The following is a 19,705-nucleotide window of genomic DNA, read 5'->3' on the forward strand; positions in this document are numbered from 1 at the left end:
ACTGATCCCACACACAGCAAGTGCCCTTCCCAGAGTGATGCCTCTGCTGTCCTACGACCTTATGGGGCGCTGACCTTGCAGTAAATGCGTCAATTCTGACTGACCTTGTAGGCAACGGAGGCACGGGTCGCAGTTCATTGCTGTAAGACGGCAACGCTTGCAAACGTAGTCTGTTTCCGAAGGTCCAGGCGGATGGAATAACGGCGACGTTATGAAACGTCGCCGTTATTGATCCTTACTTGCCGCTGACGCTAACGCCGTAGAAGGAGTTCAAGCCAAACGGGCTGATCTTGAAATCCTGCACGGTATTACGCATGGGTTGATACACCGTCGAGTGCGCGATAGGTGTCATCGGGACTGCATCTTTGAGGATATGTTGCGCCTGCTTATACAGCTCGGTGCGTTTGGCGACATCCGATGTGGCCTTGGCTTCTTTAACGATGCCGTCGAATTTCTTGTCGCACCATTTGGAGAAGTTGTTGCCCGACAGCGAGTCGCAGCCGAACAGCACGTTCAGCCAGTTGTCCGGGTCACCATTGTCGCCGCTCCAGCCAATGATCATGGCCTGGTTCTCGCCGCCTTTGGAGCGCTTAATGTACTCGCCCCACTCGTAGCTGACGATGTTGACCTTCAGGCCGATCTGTTTCCAGTCGTTCTGCAGCATCTCGGCCATCAATTTGGCGTTGGGGTTGTAGGGGCGCTGGACCGGCATGGCCCACAGGGTGATCTCGGTGCCTTCCTTGACGCCAGCGGCCTTGAGCAATTCCTTGGCCTTGGCAGGATCGTACTTGGCATCCTTGATGGTGGTGTCATAGGACCACTGGGTCGGCGGCATGGCGTTGACCGCCAGTTGGCCGGCACCCTGGTACACGGAGTCGATGATCTGCTGCTTGTTCACCGACATGTCCAGGGCTTCACGGACGCGCAGGTCAGCCAGCGGGTTCGCGGCGGTCTGGCCCTTGAGTACAGGCATGACGTTATAGGCGATGTAGCCCAGGTTGAAACCGGCCTGGTGCGGCAGTTTCAGGTCCTTGTCCTCACCCAGCGCCTTGAGGTCGGCCGGACGTGGGAACAGGGTGATCTGGCATTCGTTTTTCTTGAGTTTCTGGATACGCACCGACGGGTCGGTGGTGATAGCGAAGATCAGGTTATCGATCTTCACGTCTTCAGGTTTCCAGTAGTCCTTGTTGCCGGTGTAGCGAATGTTCGAGTCTTTCTGGTAGCTCTTGAACACGAACGGGCCAGTGCCGACCGGCTTCTGGTTGATGTCGGCAGGCTTGCCTTCCTTCAACAACTGCGCAGCGTATTCGGCGGACTGGATCGAGGCGAAGCTCATGGCCAGGTTCTGGATGAACGCGGCGTCCACGGTGCCAAGGGTGAACTTGACGGTGTGGTCATCGATTTTTTCGATGTTCTTGATGTTGGTGTCCATCCCCATGTCCGTGAAGTACGGGAACTCGGTGGGGTAGGCCTTACGGAATGGATCGTCTTTATTGATCATCCGGTTGAAGGTAAACAGTACGTCGTCAGCCGAAAATTCACGAGTTGGCTTGAAGTACGGGGTGGTATGGAACTTGACGCCTTCGCGAAGGTGGAAGGTGTACGTCAGGCCATCCGGGGACACGTCCCAGCTAGTGGCCAGGCCAGGAACGACGGCGGTGCCGCCACGTTCGAACTGGCTCAGGCGGTTGAACATGGTTTCGGCCGAGGCATCGAAGTCTGTTCCGGTGGTGTACTGGCCTGGATCAAAACCGGCCGGGCTCCCTTCGGAGCAGAACACCAGGTTAGTTGCCGCAAGGGCTACGGGGGCTGCGGCCATAAGGCCAGCGCTCACTAATAACGGAAGGACTGCGTGTTTAAGCATGTTGGCCTCATGATTTTTTGTCATTTTTGGTGGTGAGGGCGACCTCGTGAGTCGGCCTGCGGATACTTATGCAGGCGCCATACCCAATGCAAGATGCAGAGCGGTTGCAAAGGGAAAACTGTGGTACGAACGTACAGGAATGTCGCAATTATGAAAGTTTCGACACAAAAGTGCCTGTTTGGAGGGTTTTTTCGGTGCAAATGGCGCACCAAAAAAGCCCAGCCGAGGCGTCTAGCGCACTCGGTTGGGGCGCGGCTGTTACTTATCTAGACCCACACCGTAGAACGGCGTTAGCCCAAACGGGCTGATCTTGAAGTCACGCACTTGCTTGCGCATAGGCTGGAAAACCGTCGAGTTCGCAATAGGCGTTATAGGTACTTGTTCCTTAAGGATTTTCTGTGCCTGTTGATACCACTTGATGCGCTGCTCGCGGTCGCTGCTGACCTTGGCTTGCTGCACCAGCTTGTCATACGCCGGGTTACACCATTTGGCGTAGTTGCTGCCCTTGACCGCAGCACAACTGTAGAGCACGCCCAGCCAGTTATCGGGGTCGCCGTTGTCGCCGGTCCAGCCATAAATCATTGCATCGTGTTCGCCATTTTTGGCGCGCTTGATGTATTCGCCCCACTCATAGCTGACGATGTTGGCCTTGATGCCGACCTTGGCCCAATCCTGTTGAATCATTTGTGCAGACATCCGCGCATTCGGATTTGAGGCGCGTTGTACGGTCATTGCCCACAGGTTGATGGTGGTACCTGGTGCAACCCCTGCTTCTTTTAGTAGCAACCTTGCCTTGGTCGGGTCGTAGGGGGCGTCCTGGATTTTCGGGTCATAAGACCACTGCGCGGGAGGTAGTGCGTTCTGCGCCAATTGCCCGGCGCCCTGGTACACGGCCTTGATGATTGCGGGCTTGTCGATGGCCATGTCCAGTGCCTGGCGAACCTTGAGTTGATCCAGCGGCGGGTGAGTCACGTTATAGGCCAGGAAGCCCAGGTTGAAGCCCGCTTGTTGCAGTACGCGCAGGTTGGGGTCTTGCTTCATCACCTCGATATCGGCGGGGCGCGGGTAACCGCTGACCTGGCATTCGCCCGCCTTGAGTTTCTGCAGGCGCGCGGCGGCGTCCGGGGTGATGGCGAACACCAGGTTATCGAGCTTCACATCCTCGGGCTTCCAATACTGTTTATTGGCCACATAACGGATCTGCGAGTCTTTCTGGTAGCGCTTGAACACAAACGGCCCGGTGCCGACCGGTTGCTGGTTGATCTGCTCCGCCTTGCCTTGTTTCAACAACTGGGTGGCGTATTCGGCCGATTGCACAGAGGCGAAGCTCATGGCCAGGTTTTGCACGAACGAAGCATCGACCGTGTTCAGGTTGAACCGCACGCTGCGCTCGTCGAGTTTTTCGACGTTCTTGATCGTGGTGTTCAAGCCCATGTCGGTGAAGTAGGGCGACTCTGAGGGGTAGGCCTTGCGAAACGGGCTGTCGGCATCGAGCAGGCGATTAAAAGTGAACAGCACGTCATCGGCGTTGAAGTCACGAGTCGGGGTGAAGAAGTCGGTGGTATGGAACTTGACGCCTTCACGCAGGTGAAAGGTGTAGGTCAGGCCATCCTTGGAAACATCCCAACTGGTGGCCAGGCCAGGTTCGACTTCGGTACCGCCGCGCTTGAACTGGGTCAGGCGGTTGAACACGGTTTCGGCGGACGCATCGAAATCGGTGCCGCTGGTGTACTGGCTGGGGTCGAAGCCGGCGGGGCTGGCTTCGGAGCAGTAGACCAGGGTGGTGGCTGCCTGGGTCATTGGTATAAAGGCCAGAAGGCTTGCGGCGAGGAGCAGTGGCTTGACGGCGATTTTTTCCATGGAGACCCCTGAGGCGGCGGGCATCTTAAAGCAGCCCAAACAAAAACGGCGGTCACCGAGGTTACCGCCGTTCAGCTGGCTTAGGTAGGGGATACCTTTATGCGGGGGATACCTCTATACGGGTGGGAGCCGATTTATCGATTGTAACGGGCGGGCCGTCTATTTCATTACTTTCACGAAGGGTGAAAGTCCGAGTGGCTGTTATGTTCACGTCATCGACGAGGGTGGACTCACCTCTAACATCATATTTCAGGTGCCATTGGGTGACTATTGTGACCTCGGTCTCATTTTTTAGAGGGTTGTAGTCGATGAAGTACTGCCGGTCGCCAACGCTGCTGCTATAGCCGTCTTTCACTCGCGGAGGTTGCAATTCAAACCACGCAGGAGCGGAAGAACCTTGATGAGCAACCTCTGAAATTGCCGCTCGCATGTCAGGATTGGGCACGGTGCGCTCAAATGTATCGATCCCGTCCCTTACCAGACCCTCACGAATTGACCCTTCTAAGTTATCTGGGATGGTCATTCCTGCTAGCTGCCGGGGTATGTTGATCTCAACGTTCTCCAGGCCAGGGCGTCTTATTGTGTAAGGGTCTCGGTCGATGTCTTTGATAAAGTATTCGGAGTAATTGCTGCTACCAAACGAGGAGGGGGAGGCTGTTTCCGATGCAAGTACGGTGAAATCCGCGCTGTCTGCTGTCCAGGAAAAGACAGGACGATTTTCTAAAATACCGTTATTTTCCCTGAAAGTGACGCCATATTTATAGTTCGCTTGCTCTTCAACGTTGAAATACTTGTCGAATAGGTCAGCGCCTTTCATTTTGGTGCCGTCTAACTCAATAAAATTATCCGATACATGTGCGGGCGTTTTTAAATCGTTACTGGGTGTCGGGGACTCAGGACGTTGCCACGGCCACGGCCATTTTATCCCGCCATCACCCGGTGCCCGCGCCCACTCTCCGTTACGCCCGGGTGTGATGACCATCAGCCCCGCGCCGTTATCGGGGTTGATGACTCTGGCAAATGCATCACCGGTCCGGTAACGCCCCGATATCTCAAATACCTTGCTCGCCCCCGTCTCGTCGGTAAGGCGCACTAACTGGCGCAGCACTCCCTGGCTGTCGGTTACTCGATAAACACCCAACGCGTCGCGAGGCGCGTTCTTTATCAGCTGTTCACCCTCCGGGACGGCATATTGCGCCATTGGAATGAGTGAACGTGATCTGGGGAGTGGGGCGTTAACGGAGTCGCTAACCACAGGGATGCCTGTGGACGTCCCAGGTTGTGGTTCGCGAGCGTTTGCCCTGGGGAGAGGCTGGGGCTTAAGGCGCGGCAGTTCTTTTTCTGCGGGCAGTGCAAAAGGGTCTTCCGGCACAGCACTGGCACCGTAGGAAAACACTGTATTGAGTAAGCCATCGAACGCTTTGGAGGCGCCCTCATCCCGCTCTGTCACGGTGTCGCCAGACGAGGTTTTTTCTGCCCCTAGCGCCACCTCGGTCAACCCGGCCGCCACCGCTGCGGCGGCTACGGGCGCGGCGATGGGCGCGAGTTTGACCAGCAGGCCGGCGGCTACGGTGATGTCGTTCAGCCAAGTATCGCGAATCACCTCGCTGTTGGACTTGATGACTACATCGGCGTCACTGTTCATCCGTTCTTTGGCGGCCGTCGCCAATGTGGAAAAAACGTCGTCTTTAATGGCAGCGTGGCTGCGGTCAATCGCTGACCCCTTCAACTCACCACTGGCCATTTTCGCCAAGAGGGTGTCCAGGCCATCCTTCTTTTCGCCCACATGGGTGAACCACAGAATGGGCATCAGTACTTTTGCCGCGCGTTCAGCAAAGCTCTTGGTCTGGTCCTGGCGATAGATCATCGGGAAGTGAGCCGCCAGTGCTTCGCGTTTTGCAGGGTCCTTGGCTTGCTCGAGCAGCCACTGATCCAGCTTCTCAATAGAATCAAAGCGCAAGAATGCGGGTTCGGCGCCCGGTATATAGAGCACTTGCCGGCCACCGTCCGCAGCGCTGAATCTCACTATATCGCTGGACGTAACCCCGTGGAGGCTCAGGGCATGCGCTTGAACGTTGCCGTTTGCCGGTGCTTTGGCCTTGAGTTGTTCCACGGTGATCGGGGCGTTTTCATCGAGCGTAAGGTTGGACACAGCGCCCATCACCAAACGGTAGTCGTCACGGGTGAACTGGTGCTCGGGCGCTTGCAAGGAACGTTCAAGAGGGGGGCTGCTCTCGGCGCTTTTCAATTGCTTGCGGGCCTGGAAGATGAATTCACCTTTGATCGTCGTCTCATACTCGTCGTTATGCGTGCTCCAGAAGTGGTCAATCTTCTGGGTCATTTGGGTCTGAAAGTCGGTTTTCCAGCTTTCATGCATCACTTGGGACGGCTTGAGGTCGATTTGATTGTGTTTGCCGTAGCCGCCTTTTTCGCTTTGCCCAGCAGGCTGGGTATACAGCCCCGCTTCCAGGTCCAGGTTGCCGGGCACCCAGTCGTGCTCGGAGAAGTTCTTCAGCAAGGCGTCGGGCAAGCGCAGCGAAGACCAGGGTTCTTGAAAGGTGTGTTCCCAGCCGGTCGCCGTGTCTGCGCTTTCGCCACCTTTGAAACGGTTCAAGTACACGGTGTCGGAGTCGATAGGTTTGCCCGTGAGTTTGAGCAGCAGGTCATCCGCCCACTTTTTGGCCTCTGCCCGCGTATTGGGCAGGTTGTCGGCGACGTCAACTGCCATGCGCTTGTAAGCCAAGGCTTGTGGTGCGGTGCTGTAGTAGTTGGCGGCGTTGTGTTTTTGCACCTGCAGCGCCTGTGGCGAGCGGCTGCTGGCAGGGCGCAGGCGGTCATCGGCGGGGATAGGATCGAAGGTGTCTTTGTGTTCCAGGTGCCTTATTTGTGTTCGAGCCTGTGACAGCTTTTGGGGAAGGGGCACACCTTCAAAGTTGGCCACCACTTTTGCGCTGACCTTGATGGAGTCCTTGCCCAGCCTCACACGTAAATCACCGTTATTTCCAGAGGCGATAATCTTTGCGGCGTCCAGCAATGGTCCTGAAATTTGTCCCCAGCCTGATGAATCCGAGAGATGGAAGGTTTTAGTTTTGCCCTCGACCTTGGCGGACAAGGTACCTGTAGACGGGTTGATTGAAAGCAAGGTGTCCGGGGCGAAGTGTTGTTCCTGCAGCCAGCCTTGTACCACGGCGTTTTCCAAATGCATGCGATACAGCCCAAGCCACTGGCCCAGAGTGCTCTGGGGCGGCACGGTTATAAGCCCGGCATTGCCGTGTAACACCTTACGTTGTGCGGCCTCGAGATAGGCCTTGAGCAGTGCTGTTTCGTCGGGTTGGGCGGTTTTTGCAGTGGGCGGTGTCGCCTGCGCTTGAATGGCCGACGTCGGTTTGGCGACTACGAGTGGCAGCGATAACCTGTGGGTTGAGTTGAGTGACAGGGACATATATTCGGCTCTCATTGTATGAATAAATGCCAGCACATCCCTCCCTGGTAGCTATGGCAGTAATGAGTCGTGGAAGCCGGGCACTTGATTCCTGCGAGATGTACTGCTGGATATGACGTGGCGCTAACGCGCAAAAAAAAGGCGCAAGCCCCGTGGGGTTGCGCCGTGGTCCTGTCTAAAAAAGTTACTGTAAAACTTCGATCACGCCGTCGGCGCTCATGTTGACCTGGCTGGTGCCGGCTTCCACTTCAGGCGTCGGTGCTGAATCGGCCATGGCGGCTTTCATCATCATGCCGCCATTGCGGGCGTAGGGCATCGGGTAGCCATTAGTGTTGAAGTTCAGGTTGACGATCTTGTAGCCCTTGCCACCGAGTGCATCGGTAGCCAGTTGCGCACGCGCCTTGAATGCAGCCACGGCATCTTTGAGCAGCGCATCTTCGCTGGCCTTGCGCGTGGCATCGGCGATGGCGAAGTCCATGCTGTCCATCTTCAGAGTGTTGAGCAGCTCGCCGGTAAGTTTGGACAGTGCCGGGAAGTCCGCGCTTTCCATACGCAGTTCTGCACGTTCACGCCAGCCAGTGATCTTCTGGTTCTTGCTGTCGTAGATCGGGTAGCTGTTGCGGCTGCCCTGGCGCAAGGTCACGCCTTTGACTTCGCGAGCCTGGCCCAGCGCCTGGTTCAGGGTGGTGGTGATTTCGGCCGCGAGCTTGGCCGGGTCGGCGTTTTGCGATTCGGTGTAAAGGGTGACGATCATCTTGTCGCGGGCCACTTCCTGGCTGACTTCGGCGCGCAGGGAGATCTGGTTGTAATTCAGTGCATCGGCGGCCATAGCCGGCAGGCTGGCCAGGGCGCTGGCGCTGAGGGTGAGAACAACTGCACTGCGAGTGAAACGAGACATGGAAGCTCCTGGGGATATTCGTGTTCGGTAAGACTGTAGACGTAGCCTTGGGGTTCGTCGGGTTTACCCAATACAAATAAATTTCAGCGTGGCGTGCGCTACCCTCACGCCACGCGAGGACCCTGTTACAGGGTGGCCCCTTTTGGAGTAAACGTCACAGGCTTGTAGCTGAAATTCCACCATTTGAACGGGTGATCGAAAATCGAATACGGGTTGGTCTTCACCGGCTTGAATTCTTTACCCGAAACGCCATCGTCGGGACTGGGATGATCGAAGGTTACAGGGGGTTTGCCACTTTCGTAGATTGTCTGGTTATCTCCCAGGATCTCTTCGGGCGAGTACCTGGCAGTCAGTTCACCTACATAGCCTTTCACTGGGCGTCCGGTGAGTCGCTGAAATTGAGCGGCGAAGGAGTTCTCGCCCTGCGCCCCGGAGTAACAGCTCAGAATGCGAATATTGTCATAGCTCTCCGGGAAGATGCCATTGCGCTTGAGCGTGTTGTACAACCCCTGCGGGGTGTGTTTGCCGCCTTTGTAATAAATATGGGTGCCATCGCCGTGGCCAATGATGTTGAGGCGATGCTCCAGGCCATTTTTATTTATGTCGGTGAAAATGTGCAGGTTGTCTTCGACTTTGACCAGGTTATCCTTGGTGCCCGTGAGGGTGACCAACTTACCGTCCGTCGACAGTGTTTCGGAGACCGGCGCCACAGGTTCCGATTCGGGGAGTAAGGAGGCAAAGTTATTGTCGACGTTAAGGTCGACCGAGGGCTTGCCCGGATGGGCATCAGTCACTGGCTGCCCAACAGGGCGTTGCGAACTGGCCGAGGCCCCTTCTTCCACCACTGTACCGACCTGGGACACCAGGCGTGTGGCTACAGGCAGCGCGGCATTGAGCACTCCAAAAATCAAATGACCGACGCCGCCGGGTTTGCCTTTGGCCAAATCGTCGGCGCCAATGCCTGCTTCGGTGATACCCGAGGCGATGTACAGCCCATCCAACGCCAAAGCCACTTCGGGCACGGCGATGGCCACCGGGGCAAAGAGCATCGCGATCATGGCTGCCTTGCTGAGGCCCGACAGGATATTGGCTTTGGTGACGTCGGCATCGGAGGTGATCTGCGACTTGGCGTCGTCGAACGACCGATCGTATTGGCGTTGGCCGATCTGTTGAAAGACATCGGCGGTGGCGTCGATATCAGGGCCGGTGTTTGAACGCCCGGTGGCGTTGAAGCGCTGGAGGCTCAAGGTCGTTGCAGGAGGCCAGGTACGGTGGTGCGCATGTTTGGGCCACACGGCCATCCCTTTGAGCATTTCACGCACGCCGCTTTTGAACGGGCCGCTGTTCAAGTCCTTGAAGGTGAAGTGTCCTTCCAGTGCCTTGAGTTTTTCCGGGTCTGCGGCTTGGCTCGCCAACCACTGCTTCATTTGCTCTACGCTGTCAAAAGCGTGGATTGGCGAAGAGTTGCCCGGGATGACCAGCAGTGTGCGGTTGATCGGTTTGCCATCGGCACCCTGGCGGGTGTTTTTGTCGGTGATCACCATCAGGTCGGTGGATTTGTATTGCCCTACGCTCAACAGGCCTACGTCTAGTCCAGGATCGGGCCGCGTCGGGCGTGTGAGGTCGTTGAACAGCGTATCGGCCCAGGCCAGGGTGTTGCCAGGCAGCCCCGCTGCGCGCAGGACCAGTTGTTTGTCTTCCTGCGTCAGGCTGCCCTCCTGATGTTGCGAGTGTGCAGCTTTGACGAGTGCCGCCTTGGCCACAATAGGGTATTGACGGTCGTGCTTGTCCCAGAAGTCGTTAAGGAACTCGATGTAGGGGCGCTGGAAGTCGGTGGCCCAGACTTGCTCCTTGAAGTCCTTTGGCGACACTGACAGCTGGGTTGAAGGCGCATAGACCTGCGGGGTGCCGGGCGTGGAGGCGGTATAAATGCCTTGGTAGGTGTGGGTAATGTGGGCCGACTCGCGATTGGGGTTGAATCGGTCGGCGACGTCGAATACGCCTGGTGCAATATGGGGCAGGTGATCGACCAGCCTCACTGCTGGGCCGCCGGCATAATGAGGAACCAGCGCCCCCCTTCCTTCGGGCGTAGTCTGGCTGTTTTTTACCAGGGCGTCCGTCAGTGTAATCTGTTCGACCAGCTTGGCCGGGTAGGGCGGCTTGCCGGTAGTGTTGTAGTTGAACGTCGTCAGATACGTTCTGTCCGGGTCGATGTCCAGGTTCCACTTGTCCTTGAACAGTTGCTTGACCGTCTGCGCGGCATCTTGCGTTACCGACTTGAAGGCCAAGGCCAGGTTCTCGGCATTGCTGGCGCTGTCGATATTGATCCCCACATCCACGGGTACAATTGTTTTGTCATGGGCTCCCACCGTCTTGCCGGGATCGTGGTTCACGCTGACGAGTTCGTAACCGTCACCACCGTTATTGGATAAATCCCTGCGCACGCTTTCCACGAGGTATTGCTCGTTGTTTGGGCTCTGGTCTATCGCACGTCGCTGGCGGCTAAGAGTGGCACCTGATGGCGGTTCAGCGGTGTAGGGCCTTTGAGTGGGGAGTGCGTTATTCATCTGCATGAAAGCGTTCCTGAGTGGCGAGGCATGATGATGCCCATCGGTGGGCGGTAGGCCTCTGGGTGGCCCGATGCTCACCTTGGTTCCTGTAAGTAATGCGCCAAATTATGTGGGCAGGAGAAGGCCGCGCTGTGGCGGTTTGCCGCATAAGCCCTGCCGTCCTCGTGTCTTGGTTATACTCGGTGCGATATACCTGCAGCGCTCATCAGGAGAGCTCATGCTCGCCGCCGTAAAACTGACTTCCGCCACCCGCCAGAACCTTTGGCGCCTGACGTTCATTCGCACCCTGGTATTGGCCGCACAGGCCGGTTCCGTCGGGCTTGCCTATTGGTTCGACCTGCTGCCGCTGCCCTGGCTGCAATTGGCCGTGACCCTGGGCTTCTCCACCGTATTGTGTGTGTTCACCGCCATTCGACTGCGCACCACTTGGCCTGTGACCGAGCTGGAATACGCCCTGCAACTGGCCTGCGACCTGTTTATCCACAGCGTGTTGCTGTACTTCTCCGGTGGTTCTACCAACCCCTTCGTCTCCTACTACCTGGTGCCTTTGACCATCGCTGCCGTCACCCTGCCGTGGCGCTATTCGGTGGTGCTGTCGGGCATTGCGCTGACGCTGTACACCCTGCTGTTGGCGCAGTTCTACCCCTTGCAGACATTCCCCATCGCCCGGGAAAACCTGCAGATCTACGGGATGTGGTTGAGCTTCGCCCTGTCTGCGGCAGTCATTACCTTCTTTGCCGCGCGCATGGCCGAAGAATTGCGCCGCCAGGAAGAACTGCGCGCCATTCGCCGTGAAGAGGGCCTGCGTGACCAGCAACTGCTGGCCGTTGCCACCCAGGCCGCTGGCGCCGCCCATGAGTTGGGCACGCCGCTGGCGACCATGAGCGTGCTGCTCAAGGAAATGACCCAGGACCATCACGACCCGGCCCTGCAAGATGATTTGAGTGTGCTGCAGGAACAGGTCAAGCAGTGCAAGTTGACACTCCAGCAACTGGTGCGCGCCGCCGAAGCCAACCGCCGTCTGGCGGTCGAAATGCAAGACGTCACCCAGTGGCTCGATGAGGCACTCAACCGCTGGCACCTGATGCGTCCCGAAGCCAGTTACCGTTTCAACCTGCTGGGCCAAGGCAGCGTACCGCGCATGGCGCCACCGCCGGACCTGACCCAGGCGCTGCTCAACTTGCTGAACAATGCAGCCGATGCCTGCCCTGAAGGCCTCGGGGTGCAGTTGGACTGGGACGCGGAAAACGTCACTATCAGCATTCGTGACCACGGCGCGGGCGTGCCGCTGGCCATTGCCGAGCAAATCGGCAAACCCTTCTTTACCACCAAGGGCAAAGGCTTCGGCCTGGGCCTGTTTTTGAGCAAGGCCAGCGTGACCCGCGCGGGCGGCTCAGTGAAGCTCTATAGTCATGAGGAAGGTGGCACGCTCACCGAGCTGCGCCTGCCCCGTGTCGCACGAGGAGATATCGATGAGTGACGAGATCCAAGTCGAAGGCGAAGAACTGCCGCACCTGTTGCTGGTAGATGACGACGCGACCTTTACCCGCGTGATGGCGCGCGCCATGAGCCGGCGCGGTTTTCGCGTCAGCACCGCAGGTTCTGCCGAAGAAGGCTTGACCATCGCCCAGGCCGACCTGCCGGACTACGCCGCCCTCGACCTTAAAATGGACGGCGACTCGGGCCTGGTGCTGCTGCCCAAGCTGCTGGAACTCGACCCGGAAATGCGCGTGGTGATCCTCACCGGTTACTCCAGCATCGCCACCGCCGTCGAGGCGATCAAGCGCGGCGCCTGCAATTACCTGTGCAAGCCAGCGGATGCCGACGATGTGCTGGCCGCCTTGCTGTCCGAGCATGCCGACCTCGACACCCTGGTGCCGGAAAATCCGATGTCGGTGGACCGCCTGCAGTGGGAACACATCCAGCGCGTGTTGACCGAACACGAAGGCAACATCTCCGCCACCGCCCGCGCCCTGGGCATGCACCGCCGCACGCTGCAACGCAAGTTGCAGAAGCGCCCGGTACGACGCTGAACGGCGACTGAACAACTCGCTTCAGGCTGCACGGACGCACGAACCGATCACCTATGATCGGTTCAAACGCCTGTGACTTTTTCCTACCGAGCCTGAACGATGAATCAGAATGCTGAATATCGCGCGGTCAACGACGCGGTGCGTGGGCAATTCTTCCGCCGAACCTGGGCGATGATCACACCCTATTGGTGCAGTGAAGAGAAGGGCAGGGCCTGGCTGCTGCTGGCCGCAGTGATTGGCCTGTCGCTGTTCAGCGTGGCGATTTCCGTGTGGATCAACCACTGGTACAAAGACTTCTACAACGCCCTGGAGAAGAAAGACACCGCGGCCTTCTGGCAACTGATCGGCTATTTTGGCGGGATCGCGGCGGTGGCGATACTCGGCGCGGTGTACCGCCTTTACCTGACCCAGATGCTGACAATCCGCTGGCGCGCCTGGCTCACCGAAAAACACTTCAGCCGATGGCTGGCCCACAAGAATTATTACCAGCTGGAGCAGGGCGGCTACACCGATAACCCGGACCAGCGGATTTCCGAAGACCTTAACAACTTCACCTCCGGTACCTTGAGCCTGGGCCTTGGGTTGCTGCGTAACGTGGTCAGCCTGGTGTCATTCTCGATCATCCTGTGGGGCGTCTCGGGTAGCATCGAAGTGTTCGGCGTCACCATCCCCGGTTACATGTTCTGGTGTGCACTGCTGTACGCCGCTGTGGGCAGTTGGCTGACGCACTTGATCGGCCGGCGCTTGATCGGCCTGAGCAACCAACAGCAACGCTTCGAAGCGGACCTGCGTTTTTCCATGGTGCGGGTGCGTGAGAATGCCGAAAGTATTGCCCTGTACGACGGCGAGCCGAATGAAAGGCAACGCCTGAGTTCGCGCTTCGGCAAGGTCTGGCAGAACTTCTGGGACATCATGAAAGTGTCCAAGCGCCTGACCTTTTTCACCGCTGGCTACAGCCAGATCGCGATCATCTTCCCCTTTATCGTCGCCGCGCCGCGCTACTTCACCGGCAAGATCGAGCTGGGGGAGCTGATGCAAATCAACTCGGCGTTCGGCAACGTGCAAGAGAACTTCAGTTGGTTTATCAACGCCTATTCGGAACTGGCGACATGGCGCGCCACCAGCGACCGTCTGCTGAGTTTCCAGCAGGCCATGAGCGACAACGAGCAACGCACGCCGGCGATCGACGTGCGCCCTGAAGGCGAGCGCCTGGTGATCAAGGACCTGGGCATGGACCTGGCCGACGGCCGCCATTTGCTCACCGACGCCGACATGACCGTGGAGCCTGGCCAGCGCGTCATGCTCAGCGGGCGTTCCGGCAGCGGCAAGAGCACTTTGCTGCGGGCGATGGGGCATCTGTGGCCCGCCGGTCATGGCAGCATTCGCCTGCCGGCGACGCGCTACCTGTTCCTGCCGCAAAAGCCTTACCTGCCGATTGGTACACTCAAGGCCGTGTTGAGTTATCCACAGGACGACAGCGTCTATTCACCAGAACGTTATGCACAGGTGCTGGAAACCTGTCGCCTGCCCCATTTGGTCAGCCGCCTGGATGAAGCCAACCACTGGCAACGCATGCTCTCGCCCGGCGAGCAACAGCGCCTGGCCTTTGCCCGTGCGCTGTTGTTTGCACCGCGATGGCTGTACATGGATGAGGCAACCTCGGCCATGGATGAAGAAGACGAAGCAACCTTGTACCAGGCGTTGATCGATGAGTTGCCGGGGTTGAGCATCGTCAGCGTCGGCCACCGCAGCAGCCTCAAGCGTTTCCATGGGCGGCATGTGCGCATCGACGGTGGGCGGTTGCAGGAACAACAACTCACTTGAGTGCCTGCTCGCTCAATGTGGGAGCCGGGCTTGCCCGCGATGGCGGAGTGCCTGAGGCAGGTGTGTCAACGGGCACACCGCTATCGCAGGCAAGCCAGCTCCCACAGGGGCATGGTGTTGTCTGATGGTTCAGGCACCCAACAAAAAGCCCGGCAGATCATCGATCAGCCGGGCTTTTTGTTGCTCGAAGATGACTTACTTCTTCAAGCCGTAATGCTCATCCAACATGCCTGGAGCGTTCGGCGTCTTTGGCGCGTAGTCCCGTGGTGGCTCCTGGTTTTCCCGAGGCGGGGTCAGGCGTTCCCGTGGGGTTTGCGGTGCATCGGAATGCAGCGCGGCCAGCAGGCGCTGGCGGGTGATGTCGTCGAGGGCCAGGCGGTTAGCGCCATCGGCGAGGTGATCCTGTACTTCCTGGTAGCTCTGGGTGAGCCTCTTGACCAGGGTCGCGGTGCTGTTGAAGTGGGTAACAACCTCGTTCTGATAACTGTCAAAACGTTCCTGAATGTCATCCAGCTGACGCTGCGTGCGGTTAGGCGCGGCATTCGGCAGCAGGCGGGCAACCAGGAAACCAATGGCGACACCGGCAACCAGGGCAAGAGTCGGCAACAACCAAACTAAGAGCGAGTGTTCCACGAGTCCTTCCTCTATAAACGGCTTTGCTTTACGTTAACGGCTCAAACCTGCGCTGTATACCGCGATTAAGCTCGCAATGATGCCATGCACAGACTTTTAGCTAGACGAGTCGACCCCTTGAGAGGTCACGGAGTTCATCCTTGCTCATGCGTGAAACCCCCGTTTTGATCGATGGCCCGGTGGGCCAATTGGAAGCCTTGTACCTGGATCACCCCGAACCACGTGGCCTGGCGCTGGTTTGCCACCCTAACCCGGTGCAGGGGGGGACCATGCTCAATAAAGTCGTCTCGACCCTGCAACGCACTGCCCGCGATGCGGGTTTGATTACTTTGCGCTTCAATTACCGTGGCGTAGGTGCCAGTGCCGGTACTCACGATATGTCCACCGGTGAGGTCGACGATGCTGAAGCGGCCGCCACCTGGCTGCGGGAAAAGCACCCGGACCTGCCAATCACCTTGCTCGGTTTTTCTTTCGGTGGGTATGTGGCCGCCAGCCTCGGCGGCCGCCTGGAAGCCAAAGGTGAAAAGCTCGCACACCTGTTCATGATTGCCGCTGCGGTGATGCGCCTGCGCGATACCGACGCGTTACCGCTGGGCTGCCCGTTGACCCTGATCCAACCGGAAAGCGACGAAGTGGTTGACCCGCAGCTGGTCTACGACTGGTCCGCCGCCCTCAAACGCCCCCATGAGTTGCTGAAAGTGGCAGAATGCGGACACTTTTTTCACGGCAAGCTGACCGATCTCAAGGATCTGGTGCTGCCACGCCTTTCGAATTGATGACAAGCGATCACCCATGACGACCCGTACCCGTATCCTCACCGGCATCACCACCACCGGCACGCCGCACCTGGGCAACTACGCCGGTGCGATTCGCCCGGCGATCCTCGCCAGCGAAGACGCGAATGCCGATTCCTTCTACTTCCTGGCCGACTACCATGCCCTGATCAAATGCGATGACCCGCAGCGCATCCAGCGCTCGCGTATGGAAATCGCCGCGACCTGGCTGGCCGGTGGTCTGGATGTGAACCGGGTGACGTTCTACCGCCAGTCGGACATCCCGGAAATCCCCGAGCTGACCTGGCTGCTGACCTGCGTTGCCGCCAAGGGCCTGCTCAACCGCGCCCATGCCTACAAGGCCTCGGTGGACAAGAACGTGGAAAACGGTGAAGACCCGGATGCGGGCATCAGCATGGGCCTGTACAGCTACCCGGTGCTGATGGCAGCGGACATCCTGATGTTCAACGCGCACAAGGTGCCGGTGGGCCGCGACCAGATCCAGCACGTGGAAATGGCCCGCGACATCGGCCAGCGCTTCAACCACCTGTTCGGCAACGGTAAAGAATTCTTCACCATGCCCGAGGCGTTGATCGAAGAAAGCGTGGCCACCTTGCCGGGCCTGGATGGCCGCAAGATGTCCAAGAGCTACGACAACACCATCCCATTGTTCACCAGCGCCAAGGACATGAAGGACGCGATCTCGCGGATCGTCACCGACTCCCGCGCGCCAGGCGAAGCCAAGGATCCGGACAATTCGCACCTGTTCACCCTGTACCAGGCGTTTGCGACCAAGGCCCAGGAAGCCCAATTCCGTGGCGAGCTGCTAGAAGGCCTAAGCTGGGGCGAGGCGAAGAACCGTCTGTTCCAACTGCTCGACGGCCAGCTCGGCGAAGCGCGCGAGCGTTACCATCAACTGATGGCGCGCCCATCGGACATGGAGGACCTGCTGCAGGTCGGCGCCAAGAAGGCCCGCGCTGTGGCGGCACCGTTCCTGGCCGAGCTGCGTGAAGCGGTGGGCCTGCGTTCGTTCGTCAACCAAGACAACTTCACCATTAGTAACAGCAAGAAAAAAGCTGCAAAGTCTTCACGTATCCTCAGTTTCCGCGAAGGCGATAGCTTCCGCTTTCGTGTGCTTGCAGCCGATGGCTCGCCATTGTTGCTGTCGAGCGAATTTGCTGATGGTAAAAAGGCCGGCGCGGTGATTAAGCAATTGCAATCCGGTCAAACTTTGGACATTCGCACCGAAGCGTATGGCTTCAATGTTTGGCTCGACGGTGAGTGTGTGGCAGAAAGCTCGGCTTTCTACGTGGATGCTGCGCAACGAGATGCCGGTATCGAAGCCTTGCGCGCTGCGTTAGCCCCAATCGAGGATTAACCCGACCAAGGGTTGATTGCCATTATCCAGGGCCGTCGTTACAGTGTCGGCCCGTTTTTGTTGCCTTGCTAACGAAATTATGACGCCCCTAGAACGATATCAAGCTGATCTGAAACGCCCCGAGTTCTTCCACGACGCGGCCCAGGAAAATGCCGTGCGTCATTTGCAGCGCCTGTACGAGGACCTCGTGGCCGCGTCGCAAAGCAAGCCAGGGATGTTCAGCAAGCTGTTTGGCAAGAAAGACCACACGCCGGTCAAGGGCCTGTATTTCTGGGGCGGCGTGGGCCGGGGCAAGACTTACCTGGTAGACACCTTCTTTGAAGCGCTGCCGTTCAAGGAAAAGGTGCGTACGCACTTCCACCGCTTCATGAAGCGCGTGCACGAAGAGATGAAGACCCTGCCGGGCGAGAAAAACCCGCTGACCATCATCGCCAAGCGTTTCTCCCAAGAGGCCCGGGTGATCTGCTTCGATGAATTCTTCGTCTCTGACATCACCGACGCCATGATCCTTGGCACGCTGATGGAAGAACTGTTCAAGAACGGTGTGACCCTGGTGGCCACGTCGAACATCGTGCCCGATGGCCTGTACAAGGACGGCCTGCAACGTGCGCGCTTCCTGCCGGCCATTGCGCTGATCAAGCAGAACACCGATATCGTCAACGTCGACAGCGGCGTCGACTACCGCTTGCGTCACCTGGAGCAAGCCGAGCTGTTCCACTTCCCGCTCAACGAAGCGGCGCACGAAAGCCTGAAGAAAAGCTTCCGTGCGCTGACGCCGGAATGCACGCAAGCGGTGGAAAACGACAGGCTGATGATCGAGAACCGCGAAATCATCGCGTTGCGCACCTGCGATGACGTGGCCTGGTTCGAGTTCCGCCAACTGTGCGATGGGCCGCGCAGCCAGAACGATTACATCGAGCTGGGCAAGATCTTCCACGCCGTGATCTTGAGTGGTGTGGAACAGATGGGCGTGACCACCGACGATATCGCCCGACGGTTCATCAACATGGTCGATGAGTTCTACGACCGTAACGTCAAGCTGATCATCTCGGCGGAAGTCGAACTCAAGGACCTCTATACCGGCGGCCGCTTGAATTTCGAATTCCAGCGCACCCTGAGCCGTTTGCTGGAAATGCAGTCCCACGAGTTCCTGTCGCGCGGGCACAAGCCTTAATCAATCTCCGGCTCAATGGAGATCTAATGTGGGAGCCGGGCTTGCCCGCGATGGGGGTGTATCAGTCAACTATAGGCTGGCTGATACACCGTCATCGCAGGCAAGCCAGCTCCCACAATGGTTTGTGTTGGCCTGGAGTCAGGCGGCCTGCTGAAATTGCTGGCGATACTGGTTGGGCGACAACTCCGTGTGCTGCCTGAACAACCGCGCAAAGAAACTCGCATCGTCGTAACCCACCTCGTAGCTGATGGTCTTGATGCTCTTGCGGCTGCCCGAGAGCAGGCCCTTGGCGGTCTCGATGCGCAGGCGTTGCAGGTAATGCAGCGGCTTGTCACCGGTCGCGGTCTGGAAGCGGCGCATGAAGTTGCGGATGCTCATGCCGTGTTCCCGGGCGACGTCTTCAAAGCGGAATTTGTCGGCAAAGTGCTCTTCAAGCCAATGCTGGATCTGCAGGATGATCACGTCCTGATGCAGCTTCTGCCCGCCAAACCCGATCCGCCCCGGTGAATAGTTGCGCTGCACCTCGTAGAGAATGTCGCGGGCCACCGCCTGGGCGATGTTGGCGCCGCAGAAGCGTTCGATCAGGTAGATATAAAGGTCGCAGGCCGACGTGGTGCCACCGGCGCAATACAGGTTATCGGCATCCGTGAGGTGCTTGTCCTGATTGAGCTGCACCTTGGGGAAACGCTCGCTGAAGGCATTGAAGAAGCGCCAGTAGGTGGTCGCCTCCTTGCCATCGAGCAGCCCGGCTTCGGCCAGCCAGAACACCCCGGTGGCCTCGCCGCAGAGTACGGCGCCGCGGGCGTGCTGTTCGCGCAGCCACGGCAGCACTTGCGGGTAGCGCGAGCACAGGGCATCGAAGTCGTCCCAGAAAGCTGGCAGCACAATGATGTCGGCGTCTTCGAGGCCGCCGTCCACTGGCATGATCACATCGCTGAAGCTGCGCACGGACTGGCCGTCGGGGCTGACCAGGCGCGTTTCGAACCCTGGGGTCAGGCCCAGGCCTTGCTGTTTGCCATGGCGCAGGCTGGCGAGATGGAAGAAATCCTTGGCTTGCATGAGGGTTGAAGCGAATACCCGATCAATGGCCAAAATGCTGACGCGCCGCAACGGCGTGGAGATTTGGTTAGACATAATTTCATTTATTCTTATAGGGGAAAGTGGTCACCAGACGGCTGGATCGTCTTATTTTTTGTCGCATGTGTCCAGTGTCCCGTGACGCCCTCGGGGCATAGGCTCTGTGGGCTCGTCCTTGT

The 19,705-nt window shown here is 58.3% G+C and carries 13 protein-coding genes; 6 read left to right on the plus strand and 7 right to left on the minus strand.

Features of this window, described 5'->3' with window-relative positions:
• Window positions 1–235 precede the first annotated feature (235 nt).
• The 5 genes from AC1RAC_RS21635 to AC1RAC_RS21655 all read right to left on the minus strand — a co-directional run bounded on the left by AC1RAC_RS21635 (window position 236) and on the right by AC1RAC_RS21655 (window position 10,637).
• Window positions 236–1,864 (minus strand): ABC transporter substrate-binding protein, encoded by a 1,629-nt coding sequence (locus tag AC1RAC_RS21635; protein ID WP_034126282.1) that lies wholly within the window; start codon window positions 1,862–1,864, stop codon window positions 236–238.
• Between the two features lie 258 nt (window positions 1,865–2,122).
• A complete protein-coding gene (locus AC1RAC_RS21640) occupies window positions 2,123–3,724 on the minus strand; it encodes an ABC transporter substrate-binding protein (RefSeq protein WP_054896908.1) in 1,602 nt (533 codons plus the stop codon).
• A 97-nt stretch (window positions 3,725–3,821) separates the two neighbouring features.
• A complete protein-coding gene (locus AC1RAC_RS21645) occupies window positions 3,822–7,166 on the minus strand; it encodes a dermonecrotic toxin domain-containing protein (RefSeq protein WP_492616976.1) in 3,345 nt (1,114 codons plus the stop codon).
• Window positions 7,167–7,350: 184 nt separating this feature from the next.
• A complete protein-coding gene (locus AC1RAC_RS21650; RefSeq protein WP_034126285.1) occupies window positions 7,351–8,064 on the minus strand; it encodes an SIMPL domain-containing protein in 714 nt (237 codons plus the stop codon).
• Between the two features lie 125 nt (window positions 8,065–8,189).
• The gene (locus tag AC1RAC_RS21655) at window positions 8,190–10,637 is read right to left on the minus strand and encodes a dermonecrotic toxin domain-containing protein (RefSeq protein WP_492616977.1); all 2,448 of its coding nucleotides are present in this window, start codon (window positions 10,635–10,637) and stop codon (window positions 8,190–8,192) included.
• A gap of 214 nt (window positions 10,638–10,851) precedes the next feature.
• On the opposite strand from AC1RAC_RS21655, the gene AC1RAC_RS21660 reads away from it, so the two are divergent.
• From AC1RAC_RS21660 to AC1RAC_RS21670, 3 genes are all read left to right on the plus strand, one after another.
• The gene (locus tag AC1RAC_RS21660; protein ID WP_003188495.1) at window positions 10,852–12,114 is read left to right on the plus strand and encodes an ATP-binding protein; all 1,263 of its coding nucleotides are present in this window, start codon (window positions 10,852–10,854) and stop codon (window positions 12,112–12,114) included.
• Window positions 12,107–12,667, plus strand: coding sequence for a response regulator transcription factor (locus AC1RAC_RS21665; RefSeq protein WP_003171731.1), 561 nt, complete (start codon window positions 12,107–12,109; stop codon window positions 12,665–12,667). The genes AC1RAC_RS21660 and AC1RAC_RS21665 overlap by 8 nt, the downstream gene beginning before the upstream one ends.
• 99 nt (window positions 12,668–12,766) lie before the next feature.
• A complete protein-coding gene (locus tag AC1RAC_RS21670) occupies window positions 12,767–14,491 on the plus strand; it encodes an ABC transporter ATP-binding protein/permease (RefSeq protein WP_492616978.1) in 1,725 nt (574 codons plus the stop codon).
• Window positions 14,492–14,686: 195 nt separating this feature from the next.
• Here AC1RAC_RS21670 and AC1RAC_RS21675 read toward each other — a convergent pair whose 3' ends face one another.
• Window positions 14,687–15,124, minus strand: a complete 438-nt coding sequence (locus AC1RAC_RS21675) for a Z-ring associated ZapG family protein (RefSeq protein WP_492616979.1) — start codon at window positions 15,122–15,124, stop codon at window positions 14,687–14,689.
• A gap of 146 nt (window positions 15,125–15,270) precedes the next feature.
• On the opposite strand from AC1RAC_RS21675, the gene AC1RAC_RS21680 reads away from it, so the two are divergent.
• From AC1RAC_RS21680 to zapE, 3 genes are all read left to right on the plus strand, one after another.
• A complete protein-coding gene (locus tag AC1RAC_RS21680) occupies window positions 15,271–15,900 on the plus strand; it encodes an alpha/beta hydrolase (protein WP_054919343.1) in 630 nt (209 codons plus the stop codon).
• Window positions 15,901–15,916: 16 nt separating this feature from the next.
• A complete protein-coding gene (locus tag AC1RAC_RS21685) occupies window positions 15,917–17,275 on the plus strand; it encodes a tryptophan--tRNA ligase (RefSeq protein WP_054919341.1) in 1,359 nt (452 codons plus the stop codon).
• A 79-nt stretch (window positions 17,276–17,354) separates the two neighbouring features.
• A complete protein-coding gene (zapE, locus tag AC1RAC_RS21690; protein ID WP_463388487.1) occupies window positions 17,355–18,449 on the plus strand; it encodes a cell division protein ZapE in 1,095 nt (364 codons plus the stop codon).
• Between the two features lie 138 nt (window positions 18,450–18,587).
• Here the strand turns inward: zapE and AC1RAC_RS21695 are convergent, their stop codons facing one another.
• Window positions 18,588–19,508, minus strand: coding sequence for a GlxA family transcriptional regulator (locus AC1RAC_RS21695; protein WP_169918830.1), 921 nt, complete (start codon window positions 19,506–19,508; stop codon window positions 18,588–18,590).
• Between the last annotated feature and the right edge of the window lie 197 nt (window positions 19,509–19,705).

Source organism: Pseudomonas sp. GW823-FHT02F05, assembly GCF_058797315.1.